Consider the following 25,304-nt stretch of genomic DNA (forward strand, 5'->3'; position numbering starts at 1 on the left):
GCATGGAACCCCCGCCATGACCGTCCGCCTCCTGCTTGCTGCCGCCGCGACCCTGCTGCTCGCCGCCTGCGCCTCCCAGCCCAAGCCGCTGCGGGGCGATTTCAGCCCGATCACGCCGCATGCCGCGGTGGAATCGGATGCCACCGGCCTGCCCGTCCGCTGGGGCGGGCGCATCGTCAGAGTCGAACCGGGTCCGAACGAGACCTGCTTCGAGATGATCTCCACCCGGCTGACGTCGACCGGCCGTCCCTGGTGGGGCAGCGACGACAGCAACGGCCGATTCATCGCCTGCCGCACCGGCTTCTACGATCCGGCCGTGTTCGAAGTGAATCGCGAGGTCACCTTCTCCGGCACCGTCACCGGCTACGACACCCGTCGCATCGGCGAGTACGACTATCGCTTCCCGAAGGTCGCCGCGGACGTGGTGTACCTGTGGCCCAAGCGCGAGGCCGTGCGCGTGATCACCCGTCCCGAGCCGTGGCCGTGGTGGGGTTGGTGGTGAGCACGGCCGCCATGGCGGCCGTAGCGGAAGATCGCGCGGCCCTGCAGTGAGCTGTCGATCTCCCGCCCATGCTCGGGAAGCTGTGGGCGGTATCGGGCCGACAGCTTTCCCGGCGCGCCAGGCGGTCGATCTTCTTCAGGCGCCGAACCGGCCCAGCGGGGTTCCGGCCAGCAGGTGCAGGTGGATCTGGAACACGGTCTGGCCGCCATCGCCATTGCAATTCATGACGATGCGGTAGCCATCCTCGGCGAACCCCTGCTCCCGCGCGTACGCGGCGGCCGCCACGGCCAGGCGGCCGACGATTTCCGGCCGCGATGCCGGCACGTCGTTCAAGGTCGCGAACCGTTCCTTGGGGACGAACAGCACGTGCACCGGCGCCTGCGGCGCGATGTCGCGAAACGCGATGACGTGTTCATCCTCGAACACGATGTCGGCGGGAATCTCGCGGCGGATGATCTTGTGGAAGATGGTCGGCATGGGCGGAGCGTCGGCGTTCCGGAGAGACGGTGGGATCGGGACAAGGGCTCGCGATCGCCACGAGCGTAGCGCGGAATCCCGCGCAGGGACATGTGCGGCCCAAGGCGCGGGAACGCGATCGCCCTGCTGCCGACGGCGGCGATGCGACAAAGCGCCGCTGCGCGCCGGCGTCGCAGCGGGTCGGTTCAGGCCATCTCGCTGCGCGAACCGAACGCGTGCGACAGCGTGCCGCGGTCCACGTACTCCAGCTCCCCTCCCAGCGGCACGCCGTGGGCGAGACGGCTGGGCCTGACCTGGTACTGGCGCGCGAGCTGGGCCAGGTAATGCGCCGTGGCCTCGCCTTCCACCGTCGGATTGGTGGCGATGATCAGTTCCTGCACCTCGCCCTCGCGCAGGCGCACGTCCAGCCGGTCCATGCCGATCTCGCGCGGACCGATGCCATCGAGCGGCGACAGCCGGCCCTGCAGCACGAAGTACAGCCCGCGGTAGCCGGTGGCCTGCTCGATCGCCAGCCGGTCGGCGGGCGATTCGACCACGCACAGCTGGTGCGCATCGCGCGAGGCGCTGGCGCAGGTGGCGCAGACGTCGGTCTCGCTGAAATCGCGGCAGCGCGCGCAATGGCCCACGCGTTCCATCGCGTCGGCCAAGGTCGCGGCCAGGCGCCGCCCGCCATCGCGCTCGCGCTCGAGCACGTGGTAGGCCATGCGCTGCGCGGTCTTCTGGCCCACGCCCGGCAACACGCGGAAGGCTTCGATCAGCTGTTCGAGCAGGGAGGACATGGGAGGCGATTGGTGAGTGCTGACCGGTGGTTGCGAGAGGCTGGCGCGGACCCGTGCCGTCGCCGATCAGCAACCCGGCGTCGCCGCTCGACAGCCGCAGGCCGGCCATCGCCAGCCACGGCCGTTCAGAACGGCAGCTTCATCCCGGGCGGGATCGGCATGCCGGCAGTGGCGCCGGCCATCTTCTCGCGGGAGGCGGCGTCGATCTTGTTGGAGGCGTCGTTGAAGGCGGCCGCGATCAGGTCCTCCGCCATCTCCGGATCGGACAGCACGCTGGGATCGATGCGCACCTTGCGGCATTCCTTGGCGCCGGAGAGGGTCACGCTGACCATGCCGCCGCCGGCGCTGCCGGTGACTTCCAGCGCAGCGATCTCCTGCTGCACCTTCTGCATGTTCTCCTGCATCTTCTGCGCCCGCTGCATCAGCTGGGCGATGTTTCCACGCATGTCGGTGTTCCTAGGCTTCGTCGAATGGTCGGATGGAATCGGGCACGACCCGCGCGCCCTGCTGCTGGATCAGCCGCTGCACCTGCGGGTCGGACAGGAAGGCGCTCTCGGCGGCCGCCTGGCGCTCGTCGCGCTCGCGGGCGGTGCGCGCGTGCAGCGTTTCGCCCGCTAACACAGCCGCCTCGTCGAACCGGATCTGCGGCGCGACGCCCAGCGCCGGCGCCAGCGCATTGGCCAGCTGGGCGACCAGGAACGGCGCCTTCAGGTGGTCATCGCTGGCGGGAAGCGACAGTCGCAATGCGCCGCCGCTCCAGTCGATGAACGCGGCATGCGCCGCCAGTTCGCGCACCGGACCCCGCAGCGCCAGGCCGGCGACCAGATCCACCCACCCCGCCTCGTCGAGCGGTCCGTGGGTGGCGCTGGCGCCTGCGGGCGCGGTCGGCCGCGGTGGCGAGGGCTCGCGGGGCGACGGCTCGGCCGCGTTCGGCCGGGCGCTGTCGGGCTGGTGCTCCTGGCGCGGCGACGACGGCCCGTGCGTGCCGGCCTGGGGAGGCGCTGCAGGCTGCCGAAACGGCGCGGCCTCCGCTTGCCTGGCGGCCCGGGGAGCTTCTGCAGGCTGCCGAAGCGGCGGAGCCTCCGCCGCGCGCGGAGGGGCCGCGCGCGCAGGCTGCACGTCGGCCTCGAGCGCGGCGCGCGCCGCCTCCGCAGCCGAGCGGCCGCCCCGGGCCGGCGCGGCGTCCGCGCCGGGCGCGGCGGCCGTGCCACCCTGGATCGGACGGAACGCCAGCATCCGCAGCAGGCTCATCTCGAACCCCGAGCGGGCGCTCGGCGCCAGCGGCAGGTCGCGGCGGCCGTTGAGCGCCATCTGGTACCAGAGCTGCACCAGCTCCGGGCGGAGCGCCGACGCCAGCGGTTCGATATCGATGCCGTCGGCCTCGCCCGGACTGCCGGGGACCAGCTGGCGCACCTGGATGCGGTGCAGCGCGGCGGCCAGCGCCTCCAGCACGCCGGACCAGTCGGGGGAGAACTCGGCCAGCGCCGCGATCTCCTCCATCAGCCGCGCACCATCCGCCGCGGCCAGCGCCTCGAGCAGCGCGCCGACCCGGGTGCGATCGACCGTGCCGAGCATCGTCGCCACGCCGGCCTCGGACAGGTTGCCGCCGGTGTAGGCGATCGCCTGGTCGAGCAGCGACAGGCCGTCGCGCAGGCTGCCATCGGCCGCGCGCGCCAGTTGCCGCACCGCGCCGGGTTCGACGGCGATGCCCTCGGCCTCGAGGATCTTCGCGATCTGCCCGCCGATCTGCTCCTCGTCCAGGCGCTTGAGGTTGAACTGCAGACAGCGCGACAGCACCGTGACCAGGAGCTTCTCCGGATCGGTGGTAGCGAACAGGAACTTCACATGCTCCGGCGGTTCCTCCAGCGTCTTGAGCAGCGCGTTGAACGCCGGCTTGGACAGCATGTGGACTTCGTCGATCAGGTAGACCTTGTAGCGGCCACGCGAGGGCATGTACTGCGCGTTGTCGATCAGGTCGCGGACGTTGTCCACGCCGGTGTTCGAGGCCGCGTCGATCTCCAGCAGGTCGATGTAGCGGCCCGCATCGATCGCCAGGCAGGTCTCGCACTGGCCGCAGGGATCGGCACCGGTGCCCCGCTCGCAGTTCAGGCTCTTGGCGAAAATCCGCGCGATCGTGGTCTTGCCCACGCCGCGGGTGCCGGTGAACAGGTAGGCGTGGTGCACGCGGCCGGAATCGAGCGCATTGGAGAGCGCGCGGACCACGTGTTCCTGGCCCACCAGTTCGGCGAAACGCCGGGGGCGCCACTTGCGAGCGAGGACGAGGTACGACATGCGTGCATTGTGCCGCGCCGCGCCCGGGTTTGTCCGCCCGGACCGGTCCGTTCAGGCCGCGGCCCGCCGTCTTGGTTGTGGTGCGGCCGCTGCGCCGCTAGAATTTGCGCCCCTGCGTGCGGCTGGACGTCGCCTGCCGGGCCTCCCGGAGAGGTGTCCGAGTGGTTGAAGGAGCACGCCTGGAAAGTGTGTAAGCGTCTAAACCGCGCTTCGGGGGTTCGAATCCCCCTCTCTCCGCCAGTTTCAAGTGGGTAGTTGGGTCGGGTCGCGTGGGTTTCGCCGGCGGCACCGAAGAGGGGGATGAGAACCCCCGCGGGTTCGACAGGCCGCACAGCGGCCTGCACGGCGAAGCCGCCCGAAGGGCGAGGCGCGCAAGCGCCGAGTGAATCCCCCTCTCTCCGCCAGTTTCGCAAACGCCCCGCAAGGGGCGTTTTTCGTTTCGGGCAACCGGAGAGGCGACGGTCGCTGGTACTCTCCAGGACGGACGCCAGCCACGGTCCAGCCTCCGCCCCGATCCCGGTCGAGCACGCGCCTCGGCGTTGCGTCCGGGATCGTGGCGCCATCCGTATTGTCTGCTGCAGCCGACCCACGCGCCGGAGCGTCCATGTACCTGAGCCGCTTCTTCGGCGAGCCCGGCAGCCCCCACCCCTGCGCCAACTGCGGGGACGCCGACCGCCTCGACTTCGACGTGCGCATGGCGTTCCAGCCCATCGTCGACGCACGTGACCGTTCCGTGTTCGGCTACGAGGCGCTGGTGCGCACGATGGAGGGGAGCGGCGCGGCCGAGGTACTCGCCCGCGTCAGTCCCGCCCAGCTCTACCGGTTCGACCAGACCTGCCGGGTCAAGGCGATCGAGACCGCCGCACGCCTGGGCCTGCGCTCGCGGCTGTCGATCAATTTCCTGCCCAACGCGGTGTACGAACCGGCCACCTGCATCCGCCTGACCCTGTCGGCGGCGCAGCGCTGCGGCTTTCCCACCGGACAACTGGTGTTCGAAACCGCGGAATCGGAACAGGTTCGCGACCACGCGCACCTGACCCGGATCTTTCGCGACTATCGCAACCGCGGATTCCTGACCGCCATCGACGACTTCGGCGCGGGCTATGCCGGACTGGGGCTGCTGGCCGAGTTTCAGCCGGACGTGCAAGCTCGACATGGCGCTGCTGCGCGGGATCGCCACCGATCCGGCGCGCCAGGCCATCGTGGGTGGCGTGGCACGGATCGCGGCCGAGCTCGGATCGACTGTGATCGCGGAAGGCGTCGAGACCGCGGACGAGTACCGCATGTTGCGGACACTGGGCGTATCGCTGTTCCAGGGCTACCTGTTCGGCCGGCCCCAGCTCGAGACGCTGGCGCCCGTGGCGCCGGCCACCTGGCGCGCGCTGGACTGAACCCCGCATCGCGACGCGCTGGTCGCCAATGCCGCCGAACGTCTACAATCGCGTTTCTGCCAGGCGGCATTGCCGCGCCGACGCAGATTCCCATGGTGGCCCCGTCGGCCCCTCGCGACGCTAGGTCGAAAACCCCGCCAGGGCCGGAAGGCAGCAACGGTATCGATCGACGCGGGTGCCGAGGCAAGCTGGCGGGGCCATCGCCATTTCCGCGCGTCGCCGGCCGCAAACCCGGACACTGCGGCCGGATGCGGCGCAGAGGCCGGCCTGTCAGGGGGCCAGGCCCAGCGCGTCGGGCTGCCGACCGGTGACCCAGTAATCGAGCACGCGCCATTGCGTAGTGTCCACGACTGCGATGCGGTCGCCGCCGCTGATCGCCACATACACGCGTGGGCGCACCGGATCGGCAATCGCACCGATCGGCATCGGCCCCTGCCCCAGCATGCTCTGCCCAGACTCCGCACCCTCGGGCCGCAGCGCCACACTGGCGACAGGCAGCCGGGTGATGGCGTCGAACACCGACAGCGTCGCCGCTTTCGCATTGGTGACCAGGCCGTGGCGGCCATCGGGCGTGAACACCACGCGGATCGGAAAGCCCGGACTCTGCAGCGTGGCGATCTTCGCGAGCGTCGCCGGATCGTGCACGGTCACGGTGTCCTCCTCGCGGTTGGTCACCCAGACACTGCCGTCGGGGGCCACCTCGATGCCTTCGGCGCCCTCGCCCGCCGCGACCTCATGCGTCACCTCGCCGGTGGCAAGGTCGACGCGCAGTACCGTGCCGGCCGCGATCTTGCTCACGTAGGCGACGTTGCCGTCGCCCGAAACCGCGACCATGTGCCCGACGCCGTCGCCCACTTCGATGGCCTGCTTCACCTTCCCCGCGGCCAGGTCCACGCGCAGCAGGGCATGGCTCTGCTCGGTGGTCACCAGGACATCGCCCCCGGGCAGGAAGCGCAGGCCATGCGGCCGTCGATGGTCGCCCAGGTCGATGCTGCGCGGCGCTGCGTTACCGGCCAGGTCCAGCACGCTCAGCGAACGGCCCGGCTGCTGGTGGCCGTAATCGGTGACCACGGCGATGCGGCCGTCGGTGGACACGGCGATCTCGTGCGGGCCAGCGCCGCTGGCCAGCTCGGCGCGCCGGCTGCCGTCCTCCAGCGAGAGGCGCCAGACGGTGTCGTCGCTCTTGTTGCCGACCAGCAGCGTGCCCTGGGCGCAGGCTATGGACGGGAGGATTAGGAAAAATGCGAGCAGGCGGGGTGCGCAGCGTTGCATGGCGGTCTCTGCGATCAAGAGGTGATGGGCGCGGGGGGAGAGCGGCCAGTTCATCATTCGCGCCCGTGGCGACGGTGTCAGTCCGTGGAGACGGATGGATCCGTCTGGCGCGGATGCAGCCAGCCAGCGTCGCCGTCGGCATAGCGCTCGTGCTTCCAGATCGGCACCCGCGCCTTGACCTCGTCGATGATCCAGCGGCAGGCGTCGAACGCGGCACCGCGGTGCGCGGCACTGGCGCCCACCCAGACCGCGAGGTCGCCGATGGCCAGTTCGCCGATGCGATGCACGCAGCAGGCGTCGATCACGCCGAATGTCGCGAGCGCCTCGTCCATGATGCGCTCGCCCTCGGTCTGCGCAAGCTGCACATAGGCTTCGTAGCGCAGCCCATGCACCGGACGGCCCTCGTTGTGGTCGCGAACCCAGCCCTCGAAGGCCGCGAACGCGCCCGCGCGCCCGTGCAGCAGCCGCTCGCGCAGCGGCGCGATATCGAAGGGGGCCTCGGCGATGCGGAAGCGGGTCATGTCGGCATCCGCTGCCGCAGGCCTGCCGCGGCGCCGCGGGGCCGGGAGCGGCCTGCTGCCACCCTGGCGCCATGGCGTGCGTTGCGGCCGTGCATGCTCACCCTCCCGAAACCGGCGGAATGAAGGCCACTTCCGAACCTTCGCGTACCGGATCGGTCCAGCGGGCGAAGTCGCCATCCACCGCGACGCGCAGGCGCTCGAGCGGCAGCGGGAATCCGTGGCAATCGCGCGCCTGGGCGTAGAGCGCCGCGAGGTCGCCGGGCGCCGCATCGAAGGTTTCCGACGCCGCGCCCGCGGCATCGCGCAGGCTCGCGAAATACAGCAGCGTGACCCGCGGCATCAGCCCACCTGCCCGAAATCGCGCTTGCCGCCGCGCTTGCCCGCCAGCTTCGCCGGCCCCAGCACGATCGCGTGCGAAAGCGCCTTGCACATGTCGTAGACAGTCAATGCGGCCACGGTCGCGCCGGTGAGCGCCTCCATCTCCACCCCGGTGCGATGGGTGGTCCTGACCGCGCATTCGATGCGCAGCTCGCGCTCGCCGTGCCAGTCGATCGCGATGCGCACGCCGTCGATCGGCAGCGGATGGCAGAAGGGAATCAGCTCATGGGTGCGCTTGACCGCCATGGTGCCGGCGATCACCGCCGTGTCGACGATGCCGCCCTTGGCGCTGCGCAGGCCGGAGCGGCGCAGTTGCGCAGCCACGTCCGCGGGAAAGCGCACGCGGCATTCGGCCAGCGCCTGGCGCGCGGTCGCGGGCTTGCCGGACACGTCGACCATGGCCGGGCGGCCCTGGTCGTCGAGATGGGTCAAGGTCTTGCGGATTGCCATGGCGCCATCCTAGCCGCTGCGACCGGAACTGTCCGCGCTCAACCGCCCACCAGGAACATCTCCACGCGCCGGCGCTGCGCCTGCCCGCTGCCGCGGAGTTCGCTGTAGCGGTCGGTGCGCTGCGACCAGATCCCGGCCAGGCGCGCGGCCAGCGCGGCTTCGCCCAGGGCCAGCGACGGGCGAAGGTCCTGGCCCTGCGCCGAGAACAGGCAGGTGTACAACTGCCCGTCGGCCGAAACCCGGGCGCGATGGCAATCTCCGCAGAACGGCGCGGTCACCGAACTGACGAAACCGATCTCACCGGCCCCGTCCACGAAGGCGTGGCGCTGCGCCACTTCGCCACGGTAGTTGGCATCCAGCGCGCGCAGCGGCCAGCGGACGTGGATGCGGTCGCGCAGCTCGACCGAGGGCACCACGCGCGTGCGCTGCCAGCCATTGCAGGTGCCCACGTCCATATATTCGATGAAGCGCAGCACGTGGCCGCTGCCGCGGAAGTGCTCGACCAGGGCAGGCACCTCCGACTCGTTGACGCCACGCTGGACCACGCAGTTGATCTTGAGCGGCCCGAACCCGGCCGCCTCCGCCGCGGCGATACCGGCGAGCACGTCGGCAATCTCGCCGCGCCCGCCGGACAGGCTGCGGAACAGCTGCGGATCCAGCGCGTCCAGGCTGACCGTGATCCGGCGCAGGCCGGCCGCGCGCAGGGCTGCGGCGTGGCGCGCGAGCAGCGACCCGTTGGTGGTCATCGCCAGGTCGTCGAGCCCGTCGATGCGGGACAGCCGCCCGATCAGCCGCGGCAGGTCGCGCCGCAACAGCGGTTCCCCGCCGGTGATGCGCAGCTTGGTCGCGCCCAGGCCCGCCGCAGCGCGCACCAGGACTTCGATCTCGTCGAACGACAGGCGCCCGGCGACATCCAGGCCGTAGTCGTCCGGGATCCGGTCGGCCGGCATGCAGTAGCCGCAGCGGAAGTTGCAGGCCTCGATCACCGACAGGCGCAGATCGCGCAGCGGGCGCCCCAGCCGGTCCGCCGGCGCCTCGGGCAGGCGGGGCTGCGCGCTCATGGTCCGCCCACCGCATACGCCAGCGGCTCGGCCAGCGCGAACACCTCGCCCGGCTGCGCCACACGATGCCCGCGCGCGGCCAGCGCCCGGCCGTCGGCCGCGCTGGCGTAGTGGTACAGCACGCAGCGCGCGAGCAGGCCCGGCTCGTACTCGCGCTCCAGGTCGTCCACGCCGCTGTGCGAGGGATTGCCGTGCAGGCCGCAGTCGTGCGCGACCAGCTCGCCGCGATCGGCATGGCGGCGCAGCTGTTCCGGGATCGGCCTGGTGTCGCCGGTCCACACCAGGCTGCCGGGCAGGCGCAGGCCGAACGCGGTGTCGGGCCAGTGGTGGCGCACCGGAAATACCTCCAGCCGCAATCCGTCGTGCCAGAACGCATCGCCTACCGGGATCACCCGGAACGCGTCCCAGAAGTTGGCGCCGCCTTCGGCCAGCACGTTGGGATACGCACCCACGCGCTGGTGCAGCAGCGGCACCACGCTGGCCGGCACATAGACCGGCATCTTCCCGCGACGCGCCGGGTCGAAGTATTCCGAAACGAACAGCCGCTCGAAGCCGCCGACATGGTCGAGGTGGGTATGGGTGATGAACAGCGCCGGCGGCGTTTCGCCGTACTGGGCCAGCAAGGCCGTGAGGCCTTCGCTGCCGCAGTCGATGGTCAGCCAGGGCCGGCCGTCCCGCTCGATCGTGGCCATGGGCGAGCCCAGCTCGATGGCCGAAGCATTGCCCACGCCGTGGAAGCGCAGCGCCCAGTTCATGGCGCCATGTTCCCGGCGCAGGCGCCGTCGCCACTGCGGGACGGGTGCCCGGCCATGGTCAGTTCCCGCGCGCCCAGCGCGCGTCGTAGGCCTTGCGCAATCGCGCGAAGCCGGCATCGACGGCCGCGCCGCCGGATTCGCCGGCGATCTTGTGCAGCGAACGCAGCAGGCGCTGCAGGTTGCGCTCGCGCCAGGCGGTGGCCGGGATGTGCATCCGGCTGCGGTCCAGGTCGATCAGCCAGCCCTTGCCGGCGGCGTCGTAAAGCACGTTGTGCGCGTTGAGGTCGGCATGGTCCAGGCCTTCTCGATGGAAGCGCGCGACCAGCACGCCGGTCTGCTCCCAGGGAGCATCGACCACCGATTCGCGCACCAGGTCCGCCAGCGAGCGCACGTCGCGCAGGCGCTCGACGATGATCCAGGCGCGGTAACTGAAACGGCTGCGCAGGTAGCAGGCCGCGACCGGCTGCGGCACGGGGCACTTGCGGCGCAGCAGTTCGCGCAGGATCCGGAACTCGGCGAAGCTGCGGGTCTGGTCGGCGCCACGCCAGATGTAGCGGTCGCGACTGAGGTTGGCGGCCATCCCGCCCCGCAGGTATTGGCGCAGCACGCAGGGGCCGTGGCTGGCGTCGATGAACCAGGCGCCGCCGCGGCCGCTGCCGGCGACCGCCTGCGCGCGCATGCCCCACTCCTCCGCGTCGAACCAGCGCGGGTCCACTTGCCGCAACTGCGTGGAGTCGAACAGAATCGCACCATACTCGCCGCTGCCGCGCGGATCGCGGAAGGGCGTCAGGCTCTCAGTGGCGTCGAACGCGACCATCCAGCGAGTCTATCAAGCCGTGGCCCAACCTCATCCCGCTCCGCGTTCGATCTGCCTGCTGCGCCTCTCGGCGCTGGGCGATGTGACCCATGTGCTGCCGCTGATCGCCACCCTGCGGGCGGCGTGGCCGGATGTCGCGCTGACCTGGGTGATCGGCAAGGGCGAGCAGCGCCTGCTCGATGGCCTGTCCGACGTGGAGTTCGTCGTCTACGACAAGCGGAGCGGCCTCGCCGGGATGCGCGAGCTGCGCCGGTCGCTGGGCGGGCGCCGGTTCGATGCGCTGCTGCAGATGCAGGTGGCGGCCCGCGCCAACCTGCTGTCGGCCTTCATCCCGGCCCGGCGCCGGGTCGGCTACGACCGTTCGCGCTCGAAGGACCTGCACGGCCTGTTCGTCAACGAACGCATCCCCGACCGCCCCGGCATCCACGTGCTCGAGGCCATCGGCAGCTTCTGCGAGCCGCTGGGCTTGCGCCAGACGCAGGTGCGCTGGGACATGCCGGTTCCGGCCGAGGCCCGCGACTGGGCCGCCGCGCAATGGCCCGAGGACGGCCGTCCGGCGCTGCTGATCTCGCCGTGCTCCAGCCACGTGCGCCGCAACTGGTACGCCGACCGCTACGCGGCGGTCGCCGACCATGCCGCCGCCCAGGGCTGGCGGGTGGTGCTCTGCGGCGGCCGCAGCCAGCTCGAGCGCGACACCACCGACGCCATCCTCGCGGCGATGTCGGCTCCGGCGATCGACCTGGTGGGCAAGGACACGCTCAAGCAGCTGCCAGCCCTGCTCGAGCGCGCCGCGCTGGTGCTGACGCCCGATTCGGGGCCCATGCACATCGCCAACGCCATGGGCACCAAGGTCCTGGGCCTGCACGCGGCCAGCAACCCGGCCCGCAGCGGCCCCTACTCGGACCTGCGCTACTGCGTGGACCGCTACGACGATGCGGCGCGCAGGTACCTGCGCAAGCCGGCCGCCGAGCTGAAGTGGGGCACCAAGATCGAGTTCGACGGGGTCATGGACCTGGTGACGGTCGACGATGCCATTGCCACGTTCGAGCGCTACCGGACGGATCACGGCTGAGGGATCGCCCCAGACGGCGTTCACGCGCGGTGGGCGGTCCGGTCCGCCGCGAACACGCCGGCAGAGCGAACCATTGCACCGCACGTTTGGACCCAGCCGACGACGAGCGTCCAGACCGGGATCGCGCCACGCCGGCGCGACCCGGAAACACCTGTCGGAGCTGCCGGACCGCTGGTCCCGCAGCCGCGTCGCGGCATTCGCCGCTGCCGCGCCTCAGGCGCCCTTGCCGGTCCCGTAGTCCTGGTAGGACTTCTCCTCGACGTATGCCGAGCCCAGGGCGAGGTTGATCTCCTTCTTCACCCGGGCGCGCACGTCATTCTCGAAATACACGCTGCGCGCCAGGCGGATGAACTCCTCGTCGAAGGCTTGGGCCTTTTCCTTGAGGCGGATATCGTCCTCGATCACCCACAGCCGCTCGTTCACGGCCTTGAGGTCGGCGCGCAGGCGGGCGATGTCCTTGCCGGCGGCCGGGTGCGCCATCCAGGTGTTCTCCAGCGCAGTGAGCTCGTTGCGGACGTTGGTCAGCTTGGCCTCGTCGGTCATGCGCTCGGACTTGATCTGCAGGATCGAGATCTTGTCCAGCAGCTCGCCGAACGACACTGGCACTGAAATCTCGGACATGGGCACGGTTCCTGCGGAAAAGTCGGGCCGGCCAGTCTAGCGCGCGCCTTGTCCGCAGGCAGCCCGCCCCGTATGATTGCGCCCCCGGCGTTCAGCGCCGGGACCGCGCGACATCCGCATTCCGGGGAGGTGGCAGAGCGGTTGAATGTACCTGACTCGAAATCAGGCAGGCGTTTATAGCGCCTCGGGGGTTCGAATCCCCCCCTCCCCGCCAGATCCGCCAGGGCCCCCGCAAGGGGGCTTTTGCGTTTTCCCGGACGGTGCGCGCGGGCGTGGGGCCCGAGCGGCAGGCCGGCGGGGTCGATGGGATGCGAGGGCAATGACACGGCGGGACGTCACTGCGCCGCTCGCCCGCCGCCGGGCCACGACGGCAGGATCCGCCCGCTCCCCCTGCAACAGACTGCCGGCCCGCGTCAGATCCTGCGCCAGAAACCGCGGTATGCGTCGCAGTTCCCGCAGGCACGACTCCTGCTTGCCTCGTCGGCGCCGTCAACAGCAGCGACGGTCCCCATAGCCAAGCGCAGCCATGAACCTCTCCGACCTCCCGTTCCGCAAGCTGGGCGAAAACGCCGGCATCGTCCTGCTGCGCGCCGCGCTGGTGCTGGCGGTGGTGTTCGCCCTGCTCAATTCGCTGCAGGGCTGATCCCGGCCGCCGGGGCGCGCCCGGCCGGGCCGGCCGCTACGGCCGCGACAGCAGGTCCTGGGCCGCGTGCACCAGGTAGATGTAGCTGGCGCCGAGGTTGATCACATACTCGTTCTGGCCCCAGAAGAACGGCCAGTCCTCCTTGTTCTCCGGGAAATCGGGCTTGAGCACGAGCACGCCCGGCACGATGCCGCCGGCGATGAAGCTGAAGTCGGCGCGGTTCATGCCGTAGGCCACCTGCTTGGACTTCGCGCCCACCGCCGAAACGAACGAGATGTTCGAATCGGGATGGGTGCCGTAGAGGTAGTTCAACCCCTGCAGGGTCGGCTCGATGTCGAACAGGTCCGGGAAGGCCTGGTGCAGACGGTAGTTGGTGCTGGCCATGCCGATGACCGCGCCGTTGCCGGCCCAGCCGCCTCGGGTGATCAGGACCCCGTAGGGATTTTCGGCCACCATCTGCGCGCGTTCGGCCTTGAACGCCTCGGCGCGCGCGCGCAGCTTCGCGGCGAACGCCGCGTCCATCTTCGGCAGCGCGGCCACCGCCGGCGCGGCATTGAAACCGAAGCGCGCGTCGATCGCCGGCCACAGCGCCTGGATGCGCGCGGCGTACCTGGCATCGCCGGTGCTCAGCAGCAACTGCACCGCCGCACGCAGCTCCTCGTCTTCCGGGTCGCCACCGGTGGTGTTGCCGACGCGGAACAGGTTCGGCTCGCGCCCGTGCTCGAATTCCCACACCTTCTTCGCCGTCGCCAGGCACTCTTCGGCGAGCGGATCGTTGTAGCCGCGCAGCGCGCGGCTGGCGGCGGCCAGCGCAGCGGCCGAACCGTAGTTGAGGGCGGTGGTGTTGGTGGTGAACGCCAGGCGGTCGTCGGCGGGCGAATCGGGGTCGTTCGGGTCGTCGACCTTGCCGTCGGTCTTGCTGGCGGCGTCTCCCAGATGGGTGTACTGGCCGAGGTCGGGCTCGACGATGCCGGGAATCGCGTGCCCGAACACCCGATGCTGCGCGATCAGCGCCAGGGTGCCGTGCTCGATCTGCTGCAGCATGTCCGGCACGCCGTCCGGACGGTGGAGTTCGACGTGCTGCTTCTTCTGGTCGATCGAAGTCTCGTCGCGCTCGGGCCGGAACTGCTCCCAGGTGTCCACCAGCGACATCACCGTGGCGTAATGGGTCTGGGTGCGGATGTCGAAGTCGCCCGCGTCGAACCAGCCGCCGTAGTTGAGCCCCGGGATGTGCTCGCCCGGCTGGAACGGCGAATCCAGGTCCGGCCCCTGCCCGAACAGGTCGAAGTGCGCCTTGTTGGGCGCCACCTGGCGCGCGTCGTCCATGTGCGGGCGGCCGTGCCAGACGCGATAGGCCTCGTTGACGAACATGTGGTCCATCTGCACCGGGAAAAACACATCCAGGGTCGGCTGCCAGGCGTTGGCATAGGCGTCCTCTGCGATGCGAAAGGCGTTGCTGCGCTGCCCGGCGGCCTCGATGACATAGATGCCCGGCTCGCGCACGTCCGAGAAGTCGAAGGTGTAGTACTCGTAGCGCAGATAGGGGCCCCAGCGCAGGACGTCGGCAGCGTGCGCCTGGTGCTCGCGGCCGTCCGCATCGATGCGCAGCAGGCGGGCAGGCCCCGGAGCGCCGGCATTGCGGTCGGACTCGAGCACGGCGACCTTGCGCTGCGCGGGGTGGTAGCCGACCTGCGAATGACCGATCACCGTCTGCCGGGTCCAGCCGGGCACGGTATTGCCCTCGATCGTCCACTCCAACACCACGCCGGTCTTGGCCGGCGGCAGCATGCCGCGCACCACGTACCAGCCGTTCTGCGCCTGGTTGCGACCGTCGAACAGGCCGATCTCGCCATCGCGGGCGCGGATGGTCACGCGACGCTCGGGATCCTCCGGCGCCAGGGTCAGGCTCGTCCCGCGTGCCATGGGCAGGCGCACCGGCGCACCATCGTTGCCCCTGGCGGTCGGCCCGGCCGGATACAACGGCAGCTGGCCACTTGCGGAGTCCGTCGTCCAGGCCTTGCCCCAGTAGGCCGACGGCAGGAACTCCAGGTTGAACCCCGCCTTGTCCACCAGCGCGCGCGGCAACGGCCGGTCGAATACCACCTGGACCCGGACGCCTTGGCCGGCGGGCGAGACGCGGATGTCGTATTCGAAGTCGTGCGCGGCATAACCCAGCCGGGTGGTCACCGTACTGGTGCGCGTGTCGACCTTGCGGTCGACCATCAACGCGACCGGATCCCATTGCTCGGGCGTGGGACTCAGCCGGACATCGCCATTGGTGGCCGTGCGTACCCCGTGGTGGATCAACTCCACGCCGGCATGCTTGGCGTCGCTGAACAGGCCGTCGTAGTAATTGCTGAAGGCCAGCACATCCAGGCCGCGCTTGTGGAAATACTCCAGCTCGTTGAGCACCGGCGCTTCGGCGACGGCGGCCACCGGCCAGGCGAGCGCGATGGCGATGGAGGCGGCCGCCAGGCGGCGCGCGGGACTTGGATGCGACATCTGGTGGATCCCCCGGCGAGCAGAATGTTAACGCTAACATCGAGGTCTGCGGCGGTCCCGCCGCGTTGCAGCATGCCGCGGTGCCTGCCATCGGATTCCGGCGCCGAGCAGGCCCACGCTGGGTGTCGAGTGCGTCCCGATGCGTCCCCGGCGACCGCCATCACCGACTCAAGCAGGACTCTGGAACTCCCTCTCGCAGGGTTCTCGTGCGTGGCCAGGCGCAGCCACGTCAGTGCGCACCCTGACGGGTGACCGTCGCGATCACCCGCGCGGGTGATGACGGGCGTGCAGCTGTTTGAGCTTCTCGCGCGCCACCAGGGTGTAGATCTGCGTGGTCGAGAGCGAGCTGTGGCCCAGCAGCATCTGCAGGGCGCGCAGGTCGGCGCCGTGATTGAGCAGGTGGGTGGCGAAACTGTGGCGCAGGCCGTGGGGGCTGATCCTGTCCGGATCGATCCCGGCCACGGCCGCCGCCCGCTTCACCGTCGACCAGAACTGCTGGCGGCTGGGCGGTTCGCCCGCGGCGGTGAGGAACAGCGACGGAAGGACGCGCTTGCCCGCCAGCAGCGGTCGTGCCTCGGCCAGATAGCGCTCCAGCCAGTGCTGCGCCTCCTCGCCGAGCGGCACCAGCCGGTCGCGCCCGCCCTTGCCGGTCACCCGCAGCACGCCCTGGCGGAGGTTGATCGCGGTTGCCGGCAGGCCGACCAGTTCGCTCACCCGCAGGCCGCAGGCGTACATCAGCTCGAGCATGGCGCGGTCGCGCAGCCCGTCGGGCGTGGTGGCATCCGGCGCGGCCAGCAGCGCCTCGATCTCGCCCTCGCCGACCGCCTTGGGCAGCGAGCGCGGCAGCCGCGGCGGGTCGATCAGCGCAACCGGATCGTCTTCGCGCACCCCGCGTCGGCGCAGATGGGCGAAGAAGGCACGCAGCGCGGTGAGCAGCCGTGCGTTGCTGCGCGCCGCGTAGCCCTCGCGGGTGCGGGCCGCCAGGTAATCGAACAAGGCGGCGCGATCGACCGCGGCCAGGCCGCCGGCGCGGCCGTCCAGCCAGCGCGCAAGTCCTTCGAGATCGCGCCGGTAGGCGTCCAGCGTCTGCCGGGCGACACCGCTTTCGGCCCACAGCGCATCGAGGAATCCGTCGATCGCCGCGCCGTCGGCCTCGCGCAGCGGCGGCAACTGCTGGCTGCGCTGGCGGCGCTCGGCGGGCGTGGTGCTGGTCATCGGCGCAGCTTAGCCGACGTGTCGCGAACCGCTATCCTGTGCGGATGTCCACACCTCCCGCAGACAGCGCGGCGCAGCCGCCCACCGCCCTCATCGGCTGGCGTTTGCTGGCGCTGCTGTACGACCTGTTCGTGACGGTTTCGCTGTGGATCGTGGTGGCGGTGCCCTTCGTCCTGCTGGACGTGGCCGTCAGCGGCGATGTCCGCCACAACATCGGTCCGTCCAGCCTGCTGCAGTGGCTGCTGTGGCTGGCGTGCTGGGCCGCGACCGGTCTCTACGCGACGATCAGCTGGGCCCGCGGTGGGCAGACGCTGGGCATGCGGCCTTGGCGTCTGCGGGTGGTCGGCCAGGACGGCGCGGCGCCAGGCCGGCGCAGGCTGTGGTTGCGCTATGCGGTTGCGACCCTGTCGCTGGCGGCGGGCGGGCTGGGGTTCTGGTGGGCCTGGTTCGATCGCGACCGGCAGACCTGGCACGACCGGGCGGCGCGCACACGGATGGTGAGGGCGGCCAAGGCGGCCTGAGCCTGCCTGGTCCCGCAGGCGACCGGGACTGACCTGCGCGCTGGTGCCGACAGCGGACTGTCGCTGGGGCCGAGGTGATGGGGGGCATCCGTCCGGTGCAGCGCGCCGGGCGTTCGGAGCGGGCCCGAGGCAGTCTCGCGGGCGCCTCCTCCTCCTCATCCGGCCCGGCGCAGCGCGCCGGGCGTTCGGAGCGGGCGCGAGGCAGTACCTCGCAGACGCTTCCTCCTCCTTATCCGGCCCGGCGCAGCGCGCCGGGCGTTCGGAGCGGGCGCGAGGCAGTGTTTCGCAGGCGCTTCCTCCTCCTCATCCGGCCCGGCGCAGCGCGCCGGGCGTTCGGAGCGGGCGCGAGGCAGTGCCTCGCAGGCGATTCTCCTCCTCATCCGGCCCGGCGCAGCGCGCCGGGCGTTCGGAGCGGGCGCGAGGCAGTGCCTCGCAGGCGATTCTCCTCCTCATCCGGCCCGGCGCAGCGCGCCGGGCGTTCGGAGCGGGCGCGAGGCAGTGCCTCGCAGGCGATTCTCCTCCTCATCCGGCCCGGCGCAGCGCGCCGGGCGTTCGGAGCGGGCGCGAGGCAGTGCCTCGCAAGCGCCCGCTCCTCACCCACTCCGTCGGCGGAAGAGGAACCAGGAGACGGCCAGCATGATCAGCGGCGGCACGAGGTAGGCGATGCGGTAATCGAACTGGTAGACCGCCGCCAGCTTCACGACCTGGGTCTGCAACAACCAGAAGCCGAGGGCGAAGACCACGCCGACGAACAGGCGCCGCCCCAGGCCGCCGCTGCGCAGGCTGCCGAAGGCGAAGGGGATCGCCGCCAGGCACAGCGCCAGCACGTTGAGCGGATAGAACCAGTGGCCCCAGTAGTGTTCCTCGAACTCGCTGGCGTCGAGCTGGTTGCGCTTGCGGTAGTCGATCCCCTGGCGCAGCTCGGCTGCCGACATGTAACGCGGCCGCCAGATGTTGCCGGCATTGGCCGCCAGCGTCGCCGAGTCGAGGTTGGACTCCCAATGCTCCTCGGCGGCTTCGGTCTGGGTGACGGCGCGCTCCTCGAACCAGGTGCGCTGGACGTCGCGCAACAGCCAGCCGCTGTCGCTGCGATGCTCGGCCAGGCGCGCGCGCGCCACCGACGCCAGCCGGCCGTTCTCGTCGAACTCGAACAGCCGCACATCGTCCAGCTCCAGCCACTGCTCGTCGCCCTCGGCACGCTCGCGGCCGGACTGCGCGTTGAGGAAGATGTCGCCTTCGCGCGCCCACAGGCCCGAGTACTGGGCCACGATCATGTCGTTGGACCGCGCCGCGGATTTCATCATGTCCGCGCTGCGCTGCGCCCACGGCGCCACGGTCTCGGCATTGACCATCATCAGCCCGGTGAGCAGCAGCAGCGGCAGCGCGACCGACACGCTCAGCCGCCTGCGCGACACGCCCACCGCGCGCAGTGCGGTCAGCTCGGAACTGGCCGCCAGCTGGCCCAGGCCCATCAGTGAGCCGATGACCGCGGCCGTCGGGAACATCATGTAAGCGCGCCGCGGCGCCGTATGCGCGATGTAGTTGAGGGCCTTGAGGAAGTCGTAGCTGCCCTGGCCGACGCTGCGCAGTTCATCGACCATGGCCAACACCAGGTCCAGACCGGTCAGCACCGCCCAGGTCAGCAGCACCGTGCCGATGACCACGCGCGCGACCAGCAGGTCGTGCAGCTTGGGGAACGGCCTCATCGCGGCGCTCCTGCCATGCGTGGCAGCCGCGCCCGGCGGACCCGGCCGTCGGTGAAGTACATCCACAGCCCCAGCGCCAGCAGCGGCAGCAGCAGCCACCACAGCCCAAGGGGAGCCGGCAGCCGGCCCGAGGCCAGCGCGTTGGTCCCCAGCAGCATCAGGTTGACGCCGAACACATAGGCCAGCAGGCCCAGCAGGATGCGGCCCCAGCGCGCCTGGCGCGGCGGACTGCGCGCCAGCGGCACCGCCAGCAGCGCGAAGGCCAGCGCCAGCAGCGGCGGCGCGAGCCGGAAATGCAGCTGCGCACGCGCTTCCGGCCGGCCGTCCGACAACAGCGCCAGGGTCGACATCAGCTCCGCATCGCCGTCGGCGTCGGAACTCTCGGCGTCGGGCAGGCGCACCTCGTTGGAGGCATAGCGCATCAGGCGGAAGTCCTTGCCGCCGTCCATGGGCCCTTCGACCCGGAACCCTTCGTCGAGCTTCAGGTAGCGCGTGTCGCCATCCAGGGCAAGCGTCCCGGTGCGGGCCGAGGTGATGTCCATCCGGCCATCCTCCTGGCGGTAGATGAAGACCCGCCCCAGGTAGGTGCCGTCGCTGGACATCGAATTGGCGTACACCACCCCGCCGCCGCCCGGCAGTTCGACGAAGCGCCCGGCCTCCAGGCCCGACACCAGCAGCGTGCGCTGGCCCGCTTCGATCATCTGCTGGGAATAGCCGCGTGCCCAGGGTCCCAGCCACAGCGAGCAGGCGCCGACCATGAGCACGAAGGGCACCACCAGCATGAGCAGCGGCCGCAGCAGCCGCCGCGGACCGACCCCGATCGAGGCCAGTACCGGCGCCTCGCTGTCGCGGTACAGCCGCCCCACCCCCAGCAGCAGACCCAGCATCAGGCCCAGCGGAAGGATCAGCGGCAGGTAGTTGAGCAGCTGCAGGCCCAGCTGGGTCAACATGATCCCCGCCGGCACCCTGCCGCCGACGATGTCCTTGAGCACGTCGGCGAACACGCCGCCCAGGCTGACGATCATCAGCACCACCAGCGCCGCGAACGTGGTCTGCGCGAATTCGCGGAACAGGTAGCTGTCGAGCTTCGGCATCGGGCGGGGGCTTCGATTAGACTAGGGCATTGCGTCCGGCCTGCGACTGCGGCCTTGATTCGACGCCGGCTCCGGCGCCCATCTGCTGCGCGGGCGCCGATTGTACGGAAATACCCATCGGAATCTGATTGATGACCCTCGAATTCACCCTGAACCGCTCGGCTCCGGGCGCCACCGGCACCGACTGCGTCGTGGTAGGCGCGTTCTCCGACGGCTCGCTGAGCCCCGCCGCGCAGGCGCTCGACACCGAGGGCCGCCTGGCCGCGCTCGTCTCGCGCGGCGACATCTCGGGGGCCACGGGGCGCAGCCTGGTGGTGCACGACCTGCCGGGCGTGGCCGCGCCGCGCGTGCTGCTGATCGGCCTGGGCGATAAGAGCAAGTTCGGGGTGGCACAGTACCTCAAGGCGGTGGCCGACGCCGTCCGCGCGCTGCGCACCGGGCCGGTGAAGTCGGCCCTGTTCACCCTGACCGAGCTCGAGGTGAAGGACCGCGACGCGGCCTGGAACATCCGCCAGGCGGTGATCGCCGCGGACCATGCAGCCTATCGGTACACCACCACCCTGGGTGCGAAGAACAAGAAGCGCAGCGAAGCCGGCCTGGAGGCGCTGTCGCTGCAGGGCACGGACGAGACGGCGCTGGCGCAGGGCAAGGCGATCGCGGCGGGCGTGAAGTTCGCGCGCGAGCTGGGCAACCTGCCGCCCAACATCTGCAATCCGGCCTATGTCGCCGAGCAGGCGCAGGCCTTTGCCGCCCGCTTCGACAAGGCCGAGGCCGAGGTCCTGGACGAGGCGCAGATGGAACAGCTGGGCATGGGCGCCCTGCTCGCGGTTGCGCGCGGTTCGGCCAACCGTCCGCGTCTGGTGGTGCTGAAGTGGAACAACGGCGGCGACAGCGCGCCCTACGTGCTGGTCGGCAAGGGCATCACCTTCGACACCGGCGGCGTCAACCTCAAGACGCAGGGCGGCATCGAGGAGATGAAGTTCGACATGTGCGGCGCGGCCGGCGTGATGGGCACCTTCGTCGCCGCGGTCGGCATGCAGTTGCCGGTCAACCTGGTGGTGGTCGTGCCGGCGGTCGAGAACGCGATCGACGGCAACAGCTACCGGCCCTCCGACGTGATCACCAGCATGGCCGGCAAGACCATCGAGGTGGGCAATACCGACGCCGAGGGCCGCCTGATCCTGTGCGACGCGCTGACCTATGCCGAGCGCTTCAAGCCGCAGGCACTGATCGACGTGGCCACGCTCACCGGCGCCTGCATGGTGGCGCTGGGCCGCTACGCCTCGGGCCTGATGAGCAAGCACGACGACCTGTCGGCGGAACTGCTGGATGCCGGCGAGGAAGTCTTCGACCGCGCCTGGCGCCTGCCGCTGTGGGACGAATACCAGACCCTGCTCGACTCCAACTTCGCCGACGTCTACAACATCGGCGGGCGCTGGGGCGGCGCGATCACGGCCGGCTGCTTCCTGTCGCGCTTCACGGAAGGCCAGCGCTGGGCGCACCTGGACATCGCCGGCAGCGCCAGCGGCGACGGCAAGATGGGCATGGCCACCGGTCGTCCGGTGGGCCTGCTGAGCCAGTGGCTGCTGGATCGCGCCAGTGGCGCGACCGGGAATTGAGCATCGGGATTCGGGAGCGGTGAGAACCGCCCGGTCACCGGCGAGCAGTTTCCGGGTCGAGGCCCGCGGCTTTTCCGATTCCCCGTTCCCGACTCCCGATTCCCGGCTCTCATGCCACGCGCCGACTTCTACCTGATCGCCAAGCCGCGTTTCCGCGAGCAGCCGCTGCGGCTGGTCTGCGAGCTGGTGCGCAAGGCCTACGCGGCGGACCTGTGGGTCCTGGTGCTGGCGCGCGACAGCGCGCAGGCCGAGGAACTCGACGACCTGCTCTGGGACATGGGCGAGGACGAGTACATTCCCCACCAGATCGCCGGTCGCGACGAGGAGGACGAGGTGACGCCCGTGCTCATCGCCGATCCTCAGGCCGACCCGCCGATGCGGCCGCTGGTGATCAACCTGCGCGACGCGCCGGTGGGCGGGGGCTTCGAGCGCGTGCTGGAGGTGGTGCCTGCCGACGAATCGGCGCGCGCCCCGCTGCGCGAGCGCTGGAAGCACTACAAGGCACAGGGACTGCAGCTCAACAAGTACGACATGTAACCGCGCGCAGGGACACCGCCGCGCCCGCGCTCCCCGACACTCCAGACGCGGCGAGGTGGCCGCCGTCGGGCGGATGTCCCGCCTCGTTCGGAACGACCAGCCAGACGCCATGACCGACCAACTCGCTCCCAGCTACAACCCCGGCAACTTCGAATCCCGCCTCTACGCGGAATGGGAGGCCAGCGGGGTATTCGCGCCGCGCGGCGACGGTCCGGCCTACACCATCCTGCTGCCGCCGCCCAACGTCACCGGCACCCTGCACATGGGCCACGCCTTCCAGCACACGCTGCAGGACGCGCTGGCGCGCTACCACCGCATGCGCGGTTACCGCACGCTGTGGCAGATGGGCACCGACCATGCCGGCATCGCCACCGAGATGGTGGTCAGCCGCAACCTCGCCATCGCCGGCACCGGCGAGACCCGCGACTCGCTCGGACGCGAAGGCTTCATCGCCAAGGTCTGGGAGTGGAAGCAGCACTCGGGCGACACCATCGAGCGGCAGATGCGCCGCATGGGCACCTCCGGCGACTGGTCGCGCAGCGTGTTCACCATGGACGAGATGCCGTCCAGGGCGGTGATCGAAGCATTCGTGCGCCTGCACGAGCAGGGCCTGATCTATCGCGGCAAGCGGCTGGTGAACTGGGATCCGGTGCTCAACACCGCGATCTCCGACCTGGAGGTGGAGAACCGCGAGGTGCCCGGCCACATGTGGCACTTCAGGTACCCGCTGGCCGGCGGCGAAACCTACGAATACGTCGAGCGCGACGCCGACGGCAACATCACCCTGCGCGAAACCCGCGACTACATCGCCATCGCCACCACCCGCCCGGAAACCATGCTCGGCGACGGTGCGGTGGCGGTGCACCCGTCCGATGCGCGCTATGCGCCGATCGTGGGCAAGCTGTGCGAGATCCCGGTCGGGCCGAAGGAGCACCGGCGCCTGATCCCGATCATCACCGACGAGTACCCGGACCCGGATTTCGGCTCGGGCGCGGTGAAGATCACCGGCGCGCACGACTTCAACGACTATGGCGTGGCGCAGCGCAACCAGTTGCCGCTGTACGCGCTGATGGACGGCTCGGCGCGCATGCGCAGCGACGGCCTGTCCTATGCCGAAAGCGCGGCCATCGCCGGCGCGATCGCCCGCGGCGAGCGCGGCCCGGACGATGTCGGGGCGATCAACCTGGTGCCCGAGGAACTGCGCGGACTCGACCGCTACGAGGCGCGCCGCCGCGTGGTCGAGGCGATCACCGCCGAGGGCCTGGCGGTGGTCGACGCCGAAGGCCAGCCGGTCGTGGACGCCAAGCCGATCATGCAGCCCTTCGGCGACCGCAGCGGCCAGGTGATCGAGCCCTTCCTGACCGACCAGTGGTTCGTGGCGATGGACCAGATGGGCCGTCGCGGCATGGAGCTGGTCGAGAACGGCAGCGTGAAGTTCGTGCCGCCGAACTGGATCAATACCTATCGCCACTGGATGGAGAACATCCAGGACTGGACGATCAGCCGCCAGCTCTGGTGGGGCCACCGCATTCCCGCCTGGTTCGACGAGGCCGGCAACGTCTACGTGGGCCGCGACGAGGCCGAGGCGCGCGCGCGCGGCGGCATCGGCGACGACGTCGCGCTGCGCCAGGACAGCGACGTGCTCGAGACCTGGTTCTCGTCCGCGCTGTGGCCCTTCAGCACCCTGGGCTGGCCGGACGAAGCCGCCATGCGCGAGCGCGGCTTCGACGACTTCCTGCCCACCAGCGTGCTGGTCACCGGCTTCGACATCATCTTCTTCTGGGTCGCGCGCATGGTCATGATGACCGACGCGCTGACCGGCAAGGTCGCCTTCGACGACGTGTACATCACCGGCCTGGTGCGCGACAAGGACGGGCAGAAGATGTCCAAGTCCAAGGGCAACGTGCTCGACCCGCTCGACATCATCGACGGCATCAGCGCCGACGCCCTGGTCGCCAAGCGCACCAGCGGGCTGATGAAGCCCACCGACGCGCCCAGGATCGAGAAGGCCACGCGCAAGGAATTCCCCGACGGCATCGCGCCGCACGGGGCCGACCCGCTGCGATTCACCATGGCGGCGCTGGCGGGACCCGGCCGCGACATCAAGTTCGACCTGGGCCGCGCCGAGGGCTACAAGAACTTCTGCAACAAGCTGTGGAATGCCACCCGCTTCGTGCTGATGAACACCGAAGGCTTCGATGCCGCCGGTGGCGCGCATGCGCCCGCGACCGACGCGGAGCGATGGATCCTCTCGCGCCTCGCCAGCACCGCGGCCGAAGCGCAGGCGCATTTCGCCAGCTATCGCTTCGACCTGCTCGCGCAGACGCTGTACGAATTCGCCTGGAACGAGTACTGCGACTGGTTCGTGGAGCTGGCCAAGCCCGCGCTGCAGGGCGACGACGCGGCCGCCGCCGACAGCACCCGTCGCACCCTGCTGGCCGTGCTCGAGGCGGTGCTGCGCCTGCTGCATCCGCTGGTGCCGTTCGTGACCGAGGAGCTCTGGCGCCAGGTTGCGCCGCGACTGGGCATCGCGGGCGAGACCATCTCGCTGCAGCCCTACCCGCAGGCCGGCGATTTCAGCGGCGACTTCGCCCGGGCCGAGGCCGACGTCGAATGGCTCAAGGCGATGGTTACCGCGCTGCGCCGGATCCGCAGCGAGCTGGGCGTGTCGCCTTCGCGCCAGGTGCCGCTGCTGGTCCGCGACGGGAGCACCGACGACCGCGCGCGCCTGCAGCGTTTCGATGCGCAGCTGCGCTTCCTCAACAAGCTCGAGCGCATCGAGGCCATCGATGGCGAACCGCCGCCCGCGGCTGGTGGGCTGGTCGGCGAGCTGCGGCTGTTCGTGCCGCTGGAAGGCCTGGTGGACCTGGACGCCGAGCGCGCGCGCCTGGACAAGGAGCTGGCCCGGGTGTCGTCCGAGAAGGACAAGAGCGCGGCCAAGCTGGCGAAGTTCAGCGACAAGGTGCCCGCGGCGGTGGTCGAGCAAGAGCGCCAGCGCCTGTCCGACTGGACCGCACAGCACGAGGCCCTGGCCCAGCAGCGCGCGCGTCTCGCCTGACCAGGCGTCCGGCGCCTCGCG

The 25,304-nt window shown here is 70.5% G+C and carries 22 protein-coding genes, 2 tRNA genes, 1 other RNA gene and 1 pseudogene; 10 read left to right on the forward strand and 16 right to left on the reverse strand.

The window, feature by feature from the left end; genetic code table 11:
• The first annotated feature begins 16 nt into the window (after window positions 1-16).
• Window positions 17-502 carry a Slp family lipoprotein gene (locus ACQYVW_RS04835; protein ID WP_434936822.1) on the forward strand — a complete coding sequence of 162 codons (486 nt, stop codon included), beginning with the start codon at window positions 17-19 and terminating at the stop codon, window positions 500-502.
• Between the two features lie 135 nt (window positions 503-637).
• On the opposite strand, the gene ACQYVW_RS04840 is transcribed toward ACQYVW_RS04835, so the two are convergent.
• From ACQYVW_RS04840 to dnaX, 4 genes are all read right to left on the reverse strand, one after another.
• Window positions 638-979 carry a histidine triad nucleotide-binding protein gene (locus ACQYVW_RS04840; protein WP_434936824.1) on the reverse strand — a complete coding sequence of 114 codons (342 nt, stop codon included), beginning with the start codon at window positions 977-979 and terminating at the stop codon, window positions 638-640.
• 185 nt (window positions 980-1,164) lie between these two features.
• Window positions 1,165-1,758, reverse strand: a complete 594-nt coding sequence (gene recR, locus ACQYVW_RS04845) for a recombination mediator RecR (protein WP_434946209.1) — start codon at window positions 1,756-1,758, stop codon at window positions 1,165-1,167.
• Window positions 1,759-1,883: 125 nt separating this feature from the next.
• Complete coding sequence (locus ACQYVW_RS04850; protein WP_434936827.1) at window positions 1,884-2,204, reverse strand: YbaB/EbfC family nucleoid-associated protein; 321 nt, start codon at window positions 2,202-2,204, stop codon at window positions 1,884-1,886.
• Between the two features lie 10 nt (window positions 2,205-2,214).
• A complete protein-coding gene (gene dnaX, locus ACQYVW_RS04855; protein ID WP_434946210.1) occupies window positions 2,215-4,050 on the reverse strand; it encodes a DNA polymerase III subunit gamma/tau in 1,836 nt (611 codons plus the stop codon).
• 147 nt (window positions 4,051-4,197) lie between these two features.
• Here dnaX and ACQYVW_RS04860 point away from each other — a divergent pair.
• From ACQYVW_RS04860 to ffs, 3 genes and pseudogenes are all read left to right on the forward strand, one after another.
• Window positions 4,198-4,290, forward strand: a tRNA-Ser gene (locus ACQYVW_RS04860).
• A gap of 364 nt (window positions 4,291-4,654) precedes the next feature.
• A pseudogene (locus ACQYVW_RS04865) lies at window positions 4,655-5,441 on the forward strand (EAL domain-containing protein).
• A gap of 101 nt (window positions 5,442-5,542) precedes the next feature.
• Window positions 5,543-5,639: signal recognition particle sRNA small type (gene ffs, locus ACQYVW_RS04870), an RNA gene on the forward strand.
• 72 nt (window positions 5,640-5,711) lie between these two features.
• Here the strand turns inward: ffs and ACQYVW_RS04875 are convergent.
• From ACQYVW_RS04875 to ACQYVW_RS04905, 7 genes are all read right to left on the reverse strand, one after another.
• Window positions 5,712-6,713 carry a gluconolaconase gene (locus ACQYVW_RS04875; RefSeq protein ID WP_434946211.1) on the reverse strand — a complete coding sequence of 334 codons (1,002 nt, stop codon included), beginning with the start codon at window positions 6,711-6,713 and terminating at the stop codon, window positions 5,712-5,714.
• Window positions 6,714-6,790: 77 nt separating this feature from the next.
• Window positions 6,791-7,234 (reverse strand): molybdenum cofactor biosynthesis protein MoaE, encoded by a 444-nt coding sequence (locus ACQYVW_RS04880; protein WP_434934377.1) that lies wholly within the window; start codon window positions 7,232-7,234, stop codon window positions 6,791-6,793.
• A gap of 97 nt (window positions 7,235-7,331) precedes the next feature.
• Window positions 7,332-7,574, reverse strand: a complete 243-nt coding sequence (locus tag ACQYVW_RS04885) for a MoaD/ThiS family protein (protein WP_434934378.1) — start codon at window positions 7,572-7,574, stop codon at window positions 7,332-7,334.
• Window positions 7,574-8,062, reverse strand: a complete 489-nt coding sequence (gene moaC, locus ACQYVW_RS04890) for a cyclic pyranopterin monophosphate synthase MoaC (RefSeq protein ID WP_434934379.1) — start codon at window positions 8,060-8,062, stop codon at window positions 7,574-7,576. The genes ACQYVW_RS04885 and moaC overlap by 1 nt, the downstream gene beginning before the upstream one ends.
• A gap of 38 nt (window positions 8,063-8,100) precedes the next feature.
• Window positions 8,101-9,123, reverse strand: a complete 1,023-nt coding sequence (moaA, locus tag ACQYVW_RS04895; RefSeq protein ID WP_434934380.1) for a GTP 3',8-cyclase MoaA — start codon at window positions 9,121-9,123, stop codon at window positions 8,101-8,103.
• On the reverse strand, window positions 9,120-9,878 hold the full coding sequence (locus ACQYVW_RS04900; protein ID WP_434946212.1) for an MBL fold metallo-hydrolase: 759 nt from the start codon (window positions 9,876-9,878) through the stop codon (window positions 9,120-9,122). The genes moaA and ACQYVW_RS04900 overlap by 4 nt, the downstream gene beginning before the upstream one ends.
• Before the next feature lie 58 nt (window positions 9,879-9,936).
• Entirely contained in the window at window positions 9,937-10,695 is a 759-nt protein-coding gene (locus tag ACQYVW_RS04905) for a 3-deoxy-D-manno-octulosonic acid kinase (RefSeq protein ID WP_434934382.1), read from the reverse strand.
• 19 nt (window positions 10,696-10,714) lie between these two features.
• On the opposite strand from ACQYVW_RS04905, the gene ACQYVW_RS04910 reads away from it, so the two are divergent.
• Entirely contained in the window at window positions 10,715-11,767 is a 1,053-nt protein-coding gene (locus ACQYVW_RS04910; protein ID WP_434946213.1) for a glycosyltransferase family 9 protein, read from the forward strand.
• 213 nt (window positions 11,768-11,980) lie between these two features.
• On the opposite strand, the gene ACQYVW_RS04915 is transcribed toward ACQYVW_RS04910, so the two are convergent.
• Window positions 11,981-12,388, reverse strand: a complete 408-nt coding sequence (locus ACQYVW_RS04915; protein ID WP_434934384.1) for a DUF6165 family protein — start codon at window positions 12,386-12,388, stop codon at window positions 11,981-11,983.
• Between the two features lie 123 nt (window positions 12,389-12,511).
• Between ACQYVW_RS04915 and ACQYVW_RS04920 the strand changes: the two genes are divergently transcribed.
• Window positions 12,512-12,602: transfer RNA gene (locus ACQYVW_RS04920), tRNA-Ser, on the forward strand.
• A 465-nt stretch (window positions 12,603-13,067) separates the two neighbouring features.
• Here the strand turns inward: ACQYVW_RS04920 and ACQYVW_RS04925 are convergent.
• Both ACQYVW_RS04925 and xerD read right to left on the reverse strand, forming a co-directional pair.
• Window positions 13,068-15,533: a glycoside hydrolase family 9 protein gene (locus ACQYVW_RS04925; protein WP_434946214.1), complete on the reverse strand. Its 2,466-nt coding sequence runs from the start codon at window positions 15,531-15,533 to the stop codon at window positions 13,068-13,070.
• Window positions 15,534-15,794: 261 nt separating this feature from the next.
• Window positions 15,795-16,748 carry a site-specific tyrosine recombinase XerD gene (gene xerD / locus ACQYVW_RS04930; RefSeq protein WP_434934386.1) on the reverse strand — a complete coding sequence of 318 codons (954 nt, stop codon included), beginning with the start codon at window positions 16,746-16,748 and terminating at the stop codon, window positions 15,795-15,797.
• A gap of 44 nt (window positions 16,749-16,792) precedes the next feature.
• Here xerD and ACQYVW_RS04935 point away from each other — a divergent pair, with 44 nt between their 5' ends.
• Window positions 16,793-17,269: an RDD family protein gene (locus ACQYVW_RS04935; protein ID WP_434934387.1), complete on the forward strand. Its 477-nt coding sequence runs from the start codon at window positions 16,793-16,795 to the stop codon at window positions 17,267-17,269.
• Between the two features lie 593 nt (window positions 17,270-17,862).
• Here the strand turns inward: ACQYVW_RS04935 and lptG are convergent.
• Both lptG and lptF read right to left on the reverse strand, forming a co-directional pair.
• Window positions 17,863-18,975 carry an LPS export ABC transporter permease LptG gene (lptG, locus tag ACQYVW_RS04940; protein WP_434946215.1) on the reverse strand — a complete coding sequence of 371 codons (1,113 nt, stop codon included), beginning with the start codon at window positions 18,973-18,975 and terminating at the stop codon, window positions 17,863-17,865.
• The gene (lptF, locus tag ACQYVW_RS04945) at window positions 18,972-20,069 is read right to left on the reverse strand and encodes an LPS export ABC transporter permease LptF (protein ID WP_434934389.1); all 1,098 of its coding nucleotides are present in this window, start codon (window positions 20,067-20,069) and stop codon (window positions 18,972-18,974) included. Before lptF ends, lptG begins: the two co-directional genes overlap by 4 nt.
• Window positions 20,070-20,200: 131 nt before the next feature.
• On the opposite strand from lptF, the gene ACQYVW_RS04950 reads away from it, so the two are divergent.
• The 3 genes from ACQYVW_RS04950 to ACQYVW_RS04960 all read left to right on the forward strand — a co-directional run bounded on the left by ACQYVW_RS04950 (window position 20,201) and on the right by ACQYVW_RS04960 (window position 25,283).
• Window positions 20,201-21,688 (forward strand): leucyl aminopeptidase, encoded by a 1,488-nt coding sequence (locus ACQYVW_RS04950; protein ID WP_434934390.1) that lies wholly within the window; start codon window positions 20,201-20,203, stop codon window positions 21,686-21,688.
• A 111-nt stretch (window positions 21,689-21,799) separates the two neighbouring features.
• Window positions 21,800-22,225 carry a DNA polymerase III subunit chi gene (locus tag ACQYVW_RS04955; RefSeq protein WP_434934391.1) on the forward strand — a complete coding sequence of 142 codons (426 nt, stop codon included), beginning with the start codon at window positions 21,800-21,802 and terminating at the stop codon, window positions 22,223-22,225.
• A 109-nt stretch (window positions 22,226-22,334) separates the two neighbouring features.
• Complete coding sequence (locus tag ACQYVW_RS04960) at window positions 22,335-25,283, forward strand: valine--tRNA ligase (RefSeq protein WP_434934392.1); 2,949 nt, start codon at window positions 22,335-22,337, stop codon at window positions 25,281-25,283.
• Window positions 25,284-25,304 lie beyond the last annotated feature (21 nt).

Origin of the sequence: Luteimonas campi (assembly GCF_051162505.1) — a bacterium.
In the GTDB taxonomy this organism is placed as follows: domain Bacteria; phylum Pseudomonadota; class Gammaproteobacteria; order Xanthomonadales; family Xanthomonadaceae; genus Luteimonas.